This is a genomic window from Pseudomonadota bacterium (genome assembly GCA_018823285.1).
In the GTDB taxonomy this organism is placed as follows: Bacteria; Desulfobacterota; Desulfobulbia; order Desulfobulbales; family JAGXFP01; genus JAHJIQ01.
Window position 1 is genome coordinate 21,374 of sequence record JAHJIQ010000057.1, and the last position, 12,153, is coordinate 33,526.

Annotated in this window: 7 protein-coding genes; 4 read left to right on the forward strand and 3 right to left on the reverse strand. The window is 49.4% G+C overall.

Annotation, left to right across the window (positions count from 1 at the left end; translation table 11 throughout):
* The first annotated feature begins 7 nt into the window (after positions 1-7).
* Positions 8-4,441: a hypothetical protein gene (locus tag KKG35_13200; GenBank protein MBU1739083.1), complete on the forward strand. Its 4,434-nt coding sequence runs from the start codon at positions 8-10 to the stop codon at positions 4,439-4,441.
* The gene (locus tag KKG35_13205) at positions 4,410-6,464 is read left to right on the forward strand and encodes a hypothetical protein (protein MBU1739084.1); all 2,055 of its coding nucleotides are present in this window, start codon (positions 4,410-4,412) and stop codon (positions 6,462-6,464) included. Before KKG35_13200 ends, KKG35_13205 begins: the two co-directional genes overlap by 32 nt.
* A gap of 150 nt (positions 6,465-6,614) precedes the next feature.
* Here the strand turns inward: KKG35_13205 and KKG35_13210 are convergent, their stop codons facing one another.
* Entirely contained in the window at positions 6,615-6,923 is a 309-nt protein-coding gene (locus tag KKG35_13210; GenBank protein ID MBU1739085.1) for a hypothetical protein, read from the reverse strand.
* Between the two features lie 250 nt (positions 6,924-7,173).
* Between KKG35_13210 and dinB the strand changes: the two genes are divergently transcribed.
* Positions 7,174-8,424, forward strand: coding sequence for a DNA polymerase IV (gene dinB, locus KKG35_13215; GenBank protein MBU1739086.1), 1,251 nt, complete (start codon positions 7,174-7,176; stop codon positions 8,422-8,424).
* Between the two features lie 376 nt (positions 8,425-8,800).
* Positions 8,801-10,171, forward strand: a complete 1,371-nt coding sequence (locus tag KKG35_13220; GenBank protein ID MBU1739087.1) for an IS110 family transposase — start codon at positions 8,801-8,803, stop codon at positions 10,169-10,171.
* Between the two features lie 443 nt (positions 10,172-10,614).
* Here KKG35_13220 and KKG35_13225 read toward each other — a convergent pair whose 3' ends face one another.
* Together KKG35_13225 and trpS are read right to left on the reverse strand one after the other, a co-directional pair.
* Positions 10,615-10,947, reverse strand: coding sequence for a hypothetical protein (locus KKG35_13225; GenBank protein ID MBU1739088.1), 333 nt, complete (start codon positions 10,945-10,947; stop codon positions 10,615-10,617).
* A gap of 159 nt (positions 10,948-11,106) precedes the next feature.
* Positions 11,107-12,078 carry a tryptophan--tRNA ligase gene (gene trpS / locus KKG35_13230; GenBank protein MBU1739089.1) on the reverse strand — a complete coding sequence of 324 codons (972 nt, stop codon included), beginning with the start codon at positions 12,076-12,078 and terminating at the stop codon, positions 11,107-11,109.
* Between the last annotated feature and the right edge of the window lie 75 nt (positions 12,079-12,153).

Genomic DNA, 12,153 nt, shown 5'->3' on the forward strand with positions numbered 1-12,153 from the left:
GCGCAAAGTGCCCAAGAAAATCACTAAAAACCAAGAGGACGGAAACATTGGCGAAAAGGATTTTGAATCCTGGGCCACGAAAATGCATTGGCATCCCACAAAACTGTCTCCTGATAATGGAATTGACTATGTTTGCCAAATAAGGGGAAAACAACTCGGCACTGTTACATACGAAATGCCTGGCAGTACACTAAATGTCTCTGTTCGATCTACCCATAAAAATTCTCAATTTGTCAAAATTGATCGTAACGATGCCGAACTCATGTTTACCTCGGCTTCTCCGATGGTGTTTGCACTTGTTCAAAGAGCTCCGCAAGGTGAGTTAGAGTTAGGGAAAATTTCAATCAAATTCCCGGATGAAAAATTTCTTGAGATAATCGAAACCTTTTTAGATGGTCATAAATCCAGTCTGCCGATTCGGTTTTCAGAAGCGATTTCTGACCCTGAAGAAATCCGGAAAAGATTAGATGAGCTTTTAAAACAACCTTATAAAGACCAGATTACCCGTGCTGTGTTACAAAATCTGCTCAAACGTCATTTTGATAAACCCCAAGTTGAGATCGTTCGTTCTGCCTCAAGTGAAATAGCAATTGTCCACTCCAAAGATGAAATTGGCCTATGGGATAACACGCTAAATCCTGAAATTGACAAATTGTGCGGCAAATTGGGGATGAATGTGGTCTTTACCCCAACTTCCCTTATCTCTGCTGTATTCACCAGCAATCAACCCCCAAAAAATTTCCGCATCGAATCATTCGAACAACACGCTTTCCCTTTATATAGTACTGATGAAACAAGACGAGACAGCAAATTAAAGAATGAAAAGTTCTGTTATAAGGACTTGATCAACGAGGAGTTGTCTTTATGGAACTATGCCAATGCTCTTACCTATGCAGATCAGATGGAGCGAGAAATTGTAGGAGAAGAAGCTAATCTCTCTTTGCTCAGCCAAGAGCAACTTTTCCTCTTGTCCAGGGTCCATCTCGTTTGCGCGGAAGTCAACCCCCCAAACCGACGAAAGCATCTCGACAAGGCCGAAACAATCCTCAACCAAATACACTCATCTCCACCGGACTCAATCAACCCCGCTCTTGTAGCCGACATTGCCGCTCTCGAACAATCCATTGTCTATCAGGAATTAGGGCCGGAACAGGCCTTGATCGGCCTTGCCGGGAAAACTACACCTTATGCCATCCGCATCCAGGTGGCGATCCTTATCAACCAACAGAAATATGAACAGGCTATCGATCTGGTTGAAAATCAACCTCCTGAAGAAATCTGGTGCGATTTGGCTATTAAGGCCTTTATCCTCACCGGACGGTTGAAAGATGCCGAATCGTTGCTGCAGTTTGCGGCCCAGCTCTCAAACAAGGCCAAATATGTACAATGTATTGTCAGTTATGCCGGGGCACTGTTCGAAAGGGCTTTAGCAGGACGGGTGAAGGGGGCGATCATTCACCCAGGAGATTTGACGTCAGAAGAACGGAAAAATCTCGGTGCAGCCCTGGAAACGATCCAACCGGTCCTGGAGCCAATTGTTAAATCAGGACAGATCGAATCCAAGCTTTCTCTTGTGGCTGTATGTATTGCCATACGGGCGAGTTATCTTCTGGGGGAACAAACCAAAACGGGTGAGCTGTTCCAGCTCATATATCGATGGGTTCCTGTCGCAATAGAGGCGGCGCAGTTTGTGATCAGTCATATTGTCGAGGCGCCACCGGATCTTGCCGATCGGCTTCGTGATGAACATCCAGGTGATATTGAAGCCAATTTCATGGCTGCTGTGGTGCTGACAAACAGTTTTAACAGACATGAAGAGGCTCTTGCCCAGATAGTGAAATGCCTCGAACTTGCCCCGCCGTCGCCACAGGAGAAAGATATTTCGCTGCTGCTCCTCCAGCTCTGGCAGGACCTGTCTGGAGCGAAGAAGGAAGAGAGCGAAAAAATTCTGGAATCGCTGTCAGAGCGTGATCTTCAACTCCGGGCTTTGTTTAAGGCGACCAAGGCACTCCATGCAAATGACCCTAAATCCGTACTGCGGGCACTTGCTCGGGTAAAAGATGAAAATAATCACATCTGGCTCCAGCTTCGAGCGAATGCCCTGTTGCAACTCCGGCGAGGAAAAGAGGCGCTTAAGGATCTGATAGCCCTGGCTAAAAAAAGCCCGAATCCTTTTATCCTGTTACAGACCGCGACTGTCGCATATCACGAAAAAGAATATGCCATTGCCGCAAACCATTATGAACGTGTTTTGAGGCTTTTCGAGGATCAACTTGCGCCAGACGTTAAATTGGATGCCCACGGAAAACTGGCCTACCTCCACGCACAACACTTACGTGACCTTGCCAAGGCAGTAGAGCATCTCCGAGTCCTACATGCAGCCGAGCCGGAAGATGTAAGACATACTGTCAATCTTGCCGCTTGCCTCTCTCAACTCTTCCGGCCACAGGAAAGCCTGGCCTTATACGATGAAGCATGTCGCATGGATAACCCGTCAATTCAGGCTGTCCTGGGGCGCGTCTCGGTTTTGCGCGGAATCGGTAAACCTGACGCGGCTCTTTCGTCGTTTTTGGACAATCGCATCCGGTTCAGCAGCGATATTGAATTTCTCATTACCTTGATGAATGTTGCTTATGAGGCAGGTGATGAGGCTGTTGCGGACAATGTATTAAAAGATCTGCAAGGTCTTCAGGGAGCAACAGAAGGAGTCGAACAGCCCTTCCGGATGGTACCCCAGGAAGAAGGGCTGGCATTGCTGAAGAACCAAGTAGAGGCAAGCGGGCAGTGGAATGAAAAACTCCATGGGGAGATGCTGCATGGACGGATGCCCTGGGTCTGGGCGGACCAGGAATCCGGCATCGCCATCTATTCGGCCTGGCGGGTAAGAACTCACGAAACGGCATGGCTTGGTGATTCTCCGATTAACAGGGCAAATTTCAGCATCTATTCGACAAACTTTTTCCACCCGCAGCCTTCTGAGAGGGGGCAGCGGGAATTACTGCCACTCGAATGTCCACCACCCGGGACAACGGTGGTGGCGGATCTGTCCGCTCTGATCACCTTGCACCGGCTGGGGCTCCTGGAGATGACGGCCAACTATTTCGGAGAGGTTCTTGTCCCAGAAGGATATCTACCTCACGTATTGGAAGATAGTCGCAAAATGGTCCTCTCGCAGAGAACCAGGCGGATTAACGGGGAAAAGATTTGGCAGCAGTTGGAAAGTAGGAACATTACCGTACTGGATGAAACGCGTCTGGCTGAGCCAACCATGGTGTTTGTTGATGAGTACAGTGAACCAGAGGACCATTGTTATCGAATATATGACTTGCTTCTGCCGTTATATCAGGCAGGGGTCTTGAGTGACTGTGTCTATGGGAAGATTTCGTCACTCCCCCGGAAGGAGTCGGCGGTGGATGAGGATCATCCGGAACTTGGCCAACTGCAAGATATTCTCATCGGGGACTTGACCCTGGCAACCTTGGCTCAGTTCGATTGTTTGGAGGCCGTGATAAAGTTTTACACGGTTCATACTTCCAAGGAGTCGGCAGATAGAATCCAACAAGGACTTAACTCTATTCGGCTCCAGGAAGAAACAAGGCAGCTGCATATAGCCCTCTGGAGTCGACTCCGGGATGATCCCCGCTTCCGGTTCGTGGCGCAGTACGATGAGATGGGGCAGCCGGAAGGCTCTCAATCATCGCCCGATATACTTGCCTTTCTAGGGTGTATGGTCGCTTTGAAGGCGAAAGCGCCACTCCTGGCGGATGACCGGGTATGCCAGGCCATGGTGATGAACGAACGAAAAGAGGCGGAATATCCTTCCTTCGGGGCCGTACAGCTCATCTCAAGTCTTACGACTGCGGGGCGGTTGGCGCCGGACAAGGCAGCTGAAGCCATCCTGCGGCTCATGCAGTGGCGCTATCGATTTATCCTGCCGACGGCAACCATGCTCAAGGCCATTGCCGACAATTACCGCTTTCACCCTCCAGGCAGTCCCTTGCAAAAGGTTGCTGAATATGCCCATGACTGCATGCGGGACCGTGGGCTATTCGCAGGTGATGAGACGAAAAAAGGGGAATCAATGGCAACAAAGCTTTATATGTCCTGGGTTTACTTGGTTTCCGATTTTATTGTCTCCATCTGGCAAGATTTGACATACCCGGAGGATGTGGCCACGAGACTGACCGAGTGGTGCGTTCGGGAACTTCTCCCATCCCCGCCTTATTCAATCAAGGGGATCATGAAGGCACGACTGGGAGAGATTACACCGTTATTTGTGCTGTCGCATACCCTTACCAACACCAGCATCCAGACCGAGGCCGTGCGCACCCCAGAGGCAATTACAGCAATCAAGGCGGCCCTGGGGTTGGACGACGAAGAATATCTCAATATAGTGACGGAAATACTCAATGTCAGCGGAAAACAAATCCATCACTCCTGACGACATGCGCATTGCGATGCGGATGATGCTTAATGGCATGCTCAACAATGCACTAAAGCATTTCGATCACGTCGATGTGCGGACCCTGCGGGTCCTACAGTATCTTGACCTTTGGCGGGGAACAGCCGAGGAACCGTTTGGCGATGAGGTTGATCTGGCGGTGCTGAATGATCCGGAACATCCGCGGCGGCTCAGGTTGTCGCCTGGGCCGAGTCTGGTCTATACAGATGAAGGAATTCCGCCGAGAAACATTATTGTCGATCTTTCCATCCTCCTGTTGAGCGGAAAATCTCAAGTACGCAAGGCTGCAATGGATAATCTGGACCGGATGGTCCTTGCGGCTGGAGTGTCCGTTACCCCAAAAACCCAAATGACCCTTGCAGGGTTTCGGGACAATGTGGTGAAGGATGATGGCCTTGCGTGGCGGGAAGCTGCTGTGGAAATCACCGATGCCCTTGCCGATGATGCGCTCTTTGCTTTACAGGGTGTTAGCCAGAGCCTGGAGTTGCCGGACATCCTCCAGGACCGGCTGAATGTCTTTGCCCGGAAGGTTCTGCATCCTTCGAATTCCTCCCTTATTGATTCGGTCAACCTGGAAGTTGTTAATCCGAGTCTAAATCATCCGAATTTGACTGCTGTTATTGGCGGGATCATGGAGCATTCCGAGTCGCTCGCTGGGGCCTGTGCCGCTTATGTCGACAGACTTGGATTTGTTCCGCTGGCGCCGCCCTATGGGTTGGCTGAAGTCGTCCGGCGTTGGATTGAGGCTAATCCCGAAACCGATATCTGGGAAGAAATCTGGGGATGGGCCTCATCGACGTTGGGTCCGGTGGGGCGCTATCATGCATGCAGTGTTTTTGTTGAGTTTCCGGAATATGTGCCTCCCGATAAACATCCCATCCTCTGGCAGGAAGTCTTGGGAGTGGTTGGTAAAGCTGGGGATATGGAAGCGGATGATCCGGACGAGGATCAGCAATGGGCTCTGCGCTGCGCTCTGGCGCGGCATTACATCTATCACTTTGAGGCGCATGTGCCGGATAGCGAAGGGGAGAGCATCACCTCGCTCGCCTGGTGGTTCGCCGGGAAGGTGGCGCAGCTCTTTCCCGATACCCCCGGAGGCAGTCAATTTTATCGAAAGAACTGGGTGTCAGACGCCTTGGAACTTTCCGCCCGCAAGTGGCTTCATACCAAGTCCATTGGGAAATCGGCTCTGCGGCATGCGACTCTGATTCTGCCTTCACCATGGGCCGTAGGGCTGCTCGCCATGATGGGCCGGAAACTGGATGATCTCAAGCCAGACGAGCAAGAGGAGATAGTCAGGATCCGTTTCCATAATGCCCTATTGGCCCAGGCGATTCACCGGTTGCCTTTTTCCGTGGGTGAATCGGACGATCCGACCTACACCTTTGAGTACCCCTTGACGGATATTATTGCCAAGTGGTCGGCTCATCAACCCGATGAACAGAGAAAGGGCCTTGATGAGCTGGTGGCGGAAGATCAAAACCTGAGTACAGCGAAGGGCATCTGTGATGCGCTCCGGACCCTCGGTGATACCCCACTTCATAATCAGATCGTGGTGGCCTTTGCTTTGCGAACCATGGTGTACCTCGCTCCGGAGATCGGTAATGATGTCTGGGAAGTTATTGCGGAATCTGATTGGCGGCACGATGTCCTCGGCAAGACCGACATTAAAGTGTTGGAGCTGCTGCTATCGGCATTCGCTATTTTACATGCTGGGGGTGACGATAAATGGCTTTCGATGTTTCCCCGTTTTGTTGCTGAGTCATGTGAGGCCGCTGAAGAGGAAGAGCTACGGCGATTGCTCTTCTATTATAGTATCCAAGTATGTCTTGTAACCGATACTATTAGCGGCTTACAGAGGCTTCTTCGTGGTGCCCACAAGCGAAAGTTTATTGTGCTTACCCAAGAGTTTCGTGAACAGGTTGAGGCGTATGCCCATCAGTACCCAGCCTGGATAAGAGGCAGGTTGCGCGGTGTGCTTGCTGTTTTGCGGGTTGAGTGAGTTGGGGGTAAGCAACGGAGAGCAAGGAGACATCCTTAAGTTTAAATATTTATCCCCAAAGAGGTATGGTTCTAACACCCCCACATAAAAAAGCCCTGCGTACAAAACGCAGGGCTTGGCAATCTTTCTCACTTCCTGTCGGTACAGAGGTCAGGCGGCGGCAATCTCCTGCCGTTCAAAGCGGGAGTCGATTTTCTTCATCATCTTGGCAAAACATTTCGGACAATAACCGTGCGTTTGATCTTTATGACGATCACCCGGCAACTGTTTTTTCCAGATTTCACCAAGCTTTATCCGATTGCAACTGCAGCAGATAGTCTCCATGCCATCCTCCAATTTTCTTAAAACCCCTTTAGACATCCTAGGCAGAACTTCTGATGCCGGACCGCATGCCTTTTTTCCGACTTTGCTTTTGATTTTTGCACTTTCTATGCCACGAAAGCCAACAGGGGTGATCACCTCGGAATCTGATCAGAATCATTCAAAGGTGATGTTCGCAAGATACTGTTTTCATTGTATTTGTCAAGACGCACTTTTGGAAAAACAAAATTTCTTTCCCGTTGCCGATTCCGACCTGATCAGCCCACAACCAGGGAATTTTTTTCCCCGGTACCGGATAAAAAACGAACACTGCCGTCAAAATAATGACCATAAATTTTCAGACATCGGAGTTGCCAACACCCTCGGAATAAAGCTATTCTTCCCGATCATGACCACAACCCGGGAAACTTCCTCCATAAAGAAACGGACCATTATCCATATCGACATGGATGCTTTCTATGCTTCGGTTGAAATACTCGACCACCCGGAACTGCAGGGCAAGCCGGTAATTGTGGGTGGTCTTTCCGACCGGTCGGTTGTTTCCGCATCCTCATACGAGGCCAGAAAATACGGGGTTTTCTCTGCAATGCCGATCACCAGGGCCAGGGCACTCTGCCCGGACGGCATTTTCCTGCCGGTCAGAATGGAGCGGTACCGCGAAATTTCCGGCAGGATCATGGCGATCTTCAACCGTTTCACTCCTCTGGTCGAGGCCATTTCACTGGATGAGGCTTTTCTTGATGTGACCGGTTCGGAAAGGTTGTTCGGGAGTGGTGCAAAAATTGCCGCAACGATCAAGGATCTGATTCACAAAGAAGAAGGGCTGACCGCTTCTGCCGGGGTAGCCGCTTCCAAACTGGTGGCAAAGATCGCCTCCGACCTGCAGAAACCAGACGGGCTGACCATTGTCCCGCCGGGCACCGAAAAAAAGTTTCTCGCTCCCCTGCCGGTGAAGAGGCTCTGGGGTGTCGGCAAGACGACTTTGCAGGCCCTTGCCATGATGAACGTCAGGACGATTGGGGATATTGCCAAACTCTCTGAAGATTTTCTGGCGGTTAAATTCGGGAAACACGGCACCCATCTCTATTACACCGCCAACGGCATAGACACTCGTGAGGTTGTGCCGACCCGGATGATCAAATCGGTCGGCCATGAAGACACCTTTGCTACAGACATCACCGACAAAAAGACCATTCATCGAGAATTACTTTCTCTGGCGGTAAGGGTCGGCGAAAGACTCCGCCGATACGGGCTTACAGGAAAGACTATCACCATCAAGGTAAAATTCCATGATTTCAAAACAGCCAGCAGATCATTGACGCTCGAAAAATCGACGGATGACGGCAACGATATTTTCCGGACGGGAAAGATCCTGCTCGAGAAAACCGAAGCGGTACGAAAACCGCTGCGCCTTCTCGGCATCAGTGTCAGCAATCTTTCCGAGGCAGGGAAAAACTTTCAGATGGACCTGTTCGGAGCAAAACACGAGAACCGGAAAACCGAATTGAACAAGGCGGTTGATGCGATCAACCGGAAATTCGGCAGAGAAAAAATCAACCCCGCCTCACTGATAAAGCTGAGTCGAGCAGCTTGTCTGCTCGTACGAAACTTATACCCGAAGGGTGAAAAGCTGAGTTGAGCAGCTTGTCTGCTCGTACCGATAAGTGAGCTTGTGAGACATCGAGACTTATACCCCTTGTATGGTCTTTTTTATAAACAACCCATACAAAAACAATTCTGGGAAAATCGAGACCAATGCAGGTGTCTTTCCTCCGGCATGAGTCGAAGCGGCTCCCCGGGAAAATTTATTCTTTGCAAATTGTTAGTAGCCTTTATTCGGTAAAACTATCAGGTTTGTGGAAGAGAAGGGTCACCCCTTGGGCTTTGAGCCCGTCCTTGAGTGTCTTCCTTCCACCAGGTTTAAGTCGAGGAATATCGTGGTGCTTTGACACCGGATGTCACAAGGCTGATGATTCCTGGTATTTTTCAATCCTATTTATCGAAAAAGGTGTTTCATGGAACAGTATTATTTAGGTGGTGACGTGAGCAAAGGGTATTCCGACTTTGTCATTCTCGATAACCGAAAACGGCTGGTTAAAGAAAACTTCCAGTTGGATGACACTATTGCCGGCCATAGTCTCCTGTATGATCGACTTCTCAATTTTTTTGAAGAACATCCTGATGCGCAACTTTGTGCCGCATTAGAAAGCACCGGCGGTTATGAAAACAATTGGCATAATACCCTAAGTAAATTTCAGAGTTCGTTGAATATCAAAACGGCTCGTCTCAACCCTGCCGGTGTTTGCAAGAACAACGAGGCGGGTCTGAAAAGAATCATCACGGACAAGATCAGCGCCCAAGGAGTTGCTGAATATTTGATAACTCACTCTGAAAAAGTGATTTACCAACAACAAGACTACTGGGCGAGTCTTCGTAAACAGTGGTCCTTTATTAAAATGCTGACCAAACAGAGCACCCAGCTGATTAACCAGCTCGAATCCCTGCTTTATAGTGCGAATCCCGAGATATTAAAGTACTGCCAGGAAGGGATTCCCGGCTGGATCATGAAGCTGTTGAAGCAATATCCAACAGCTTCAAAGTTGTGCAAAGCCAGAGCAACCTCTGTGGCCCGGATCCCTTATATATCGCCAAATCGCGCCAGAGAGCTGGTGGCTGGCGCCAAGACAAGTGTTGCCTCCGCTACAGATGCTATCACAGGACAACTGATCTGCGCTACTGTCGGCCAAATCCAGCACCTCCAAAAAACCATTAAAGAGCAGACAAAAATTCTGGCCACAGAATGCGACCTCCCTGAGGTGAAACTCCTAAAAACCTTTGTGGGAATAGGTGATTATTCAGCCATAGGCTTAATGCTCGAAATACAGGCGGTCGAACGTTTTACTACTGTGAAAAAATTGGCGTCATTCTTTGGTCTTCACCCGGTTTACAAGGTCAGCGGAGACGGTCGCAGCGGTGTTCGCATAAGCAAAAAAGGCAGGAAAGAACCCCGAGCAATCCTTTTCATGGTGGCAATGTCTGCTATTAGCTCGAATTATCTTATCCGTGATCTTTATCAGAAACACGTTGCTAATGGCATGGAGAAAATGGCGGCAATAGGTCTTTGCATGCATAAAATACTCAGGATTGTTTACGGCATGTTGAAGAATAATACTCCGTTTAATCCTGAAATAGACCTGGAAAACAGGGCCAAAACTTCTGCCCAACTACCAAAGGAAAGCAAAGATAAAAGTCGCCGGTATCAGGACTTTGATGCGCAGGCCCCAATATCGAGGCGGCAAAGGAAGAAAAGAGAGGAGCGGGAGCTGTCCCAAAACGCAGTTCGCGTTGAGTGCGGGATCAGTACTCCCGTCCTCCAATCTTCATAAACAAGAATCGAAAAGCTGTAAAGTTTTACCGAATTGTCAAAGAACAATTGCACTGCAAATGGGGCCTTAAATACTCACAAAATATAATTGACTTTCCCCGGAATAACTCAAGGGGGTACTGGAATGAGTACCCGAAAGGTGAAAAGCTCCTTAAAAAAAATTGCCTGGAAAAAATTATGAGTTGCTGCTACTACTCCGAAAAGCTGGAAATGACATTAACCGGAAAAAGGTTTTGACAAGCGGATAACGGGGGGGGAGGGGTGAAAACTGGAAAAGAAAAAAAACAAAAGGTCTTTGTGGATCAGGAAGGGGTGGCGACCTTCATTTGTCCTTCGTGCTCTTTAAAAAAATCAACTCGCATTGATTCATCAGTAATAAGAAAAAAGAACGCCAGGGCCAGCTGCCTCGTCCGCTGTACGTGCCAAACAAGATTTGCGGTAAAATTAGAATTCCGCAGGGATTTTCGCAAACCCACCAATCTGAATGGGGAATATATATGCCTTCCCAAGGGAAGAACCAGAGGCATACTGAAGGTTGTCAATTTTGCCGAGCATGGTTTCGGACTTGAGGTTATTGACTCGACCGAATTCAAAATCGGCGACCAACTCCTCGTTTTGTTCAATCTGGATGACGCCCAAAACACGCTTATCGAAAAACGAGCGGCGATCCGGTTTATCAAAGAGAACTATATCGGCTGCAAGTTTCTTGACTCTCTGCCCCTCGGCAAGGCGCTGAGAGGTTTCCTCGGGGAGGAATCCCAAAACAATGATGACCATTCGGAAGAAGATGACTTTGACTGGGACGGTCGCTACTGTAAATAAAAGCTTGAATGCCGGTTTCTCTGAAAAATGGCAACATGGTATTCGTTGAGTTTCTGGCAGTCCGGAATGACAAAAAACGCTCCCTGATTATTGTGTCAGGTCATATCTGAACAATCAGGACTGGTATTTTAAACCCACCAGACTTCTTACCTTGTCCAGGGTGACCATCGCCTTCTCTCGGGCCTTTGCTGCGCCTTTGGCGAGAACCTCGTTCACATAGGCATGATCATTTTCCAGTTTGGCCCTGATCTCTCTCGCCTCCCTGAAGTATTCCCAGAGATGATCGACCAGTTCCAGCTTGATCTTGCCGTACATCGCACCGCCATTCACATAGAGGCTGCGGACCTCTTCGATCCGGTCGGCAGGTGCGAACAGCTTGAATATCTGAAACAGGTTGCAGGTATCGGGATTTTTCGGATCTTCGACCGGAGTGGCATCGGTAGTAATGGCCATCACCCGTTTTTTGAGTTCCTTCTCGCCAAGAAAGATCCCGATGGTATTGCCATAGGACTTTGACATCTTCTGCCCATCGAGCCCTGGAACCGTCGCCATATTGTCATCGATCACGGGTTCGGGCAGGACAAACGTCTCGCCAAAGGTATTGTTAAATTTCAGGGCAATGTCACGGGCCACTTCAACATGCTGCTTCTGGTCCTTGCCCACCGGGATCTTTTCGGCCTGAAAAAGCAGAATATCGGCAGCCATCAGCACCGGATAAGAGAACAGGCCATGGGTGGCAGGAATGTTCTTGGCAACCTTGTCTTTGTATGAATGACATCGCTCCAACAGACCCATCGGAGTGAGAGTGGAAAGGACCCAGGTCAATTCGGTAACCTCCGGCACATCACTCTGGGCCCAGAAAATGCAGCGCTCCGGATCAAGGCCGAGGGCGAGAAAATCGCAGGCAGCACCGTAGGTATCCCTGATCAGGCGATCACGGTCCTGAACAGAGGTCAGGGCGTGAAGATTGACGATGAACGCGTACAATTCGCCCTTGTCGATATTCTCGATCATGGGGAGCATCATCCCGAAGTAATTGCCAATATGGAGTTGACCGGAGGGCTGGATGCCCGAAAGGATCCTCATCTTTCACCTGTGTCGAATATGTTGTGAATTTAATGTAAACAGGGAGGGGATGTTAAATAAAAAAGGGAGTGCAGG

Coding starts and splice junctions, on each gene's coding strand:
- KKG35_13205 (MBU1739084.1), top strand. CDS start 4,410: ATGTCAGCGGAAAACAAATCCATCACTCCTGACGACATGCGCATTGCG.
- dinB (MBU1739086.1), top strand. CDS start 7,174: ATGACCACAACCCGGGAAACTTCCTCCATAAAGAAACGGACCATTATC.
- KKG35_13220 (MBU1739087.1), top strand. CDS start 8,801: ATGGAACAGTATTATTTAGGTGGTGACGTGAGCAAAGGGTATTCCGAC.
- KKG35_13225 (MBU1739088.1), bottom strand. CDS start 10,947: ATGGTCATCATTGTTTTGGGATTCCTCCCCGAGGAAACCTCTCAGCGC.
- trpS (MBU1739089.1), bottom strand. CDS start 12,078: ATGAGGATCCTTTCGGGCATCCAGCCCTCCGGTCAACTCCATATTGGC.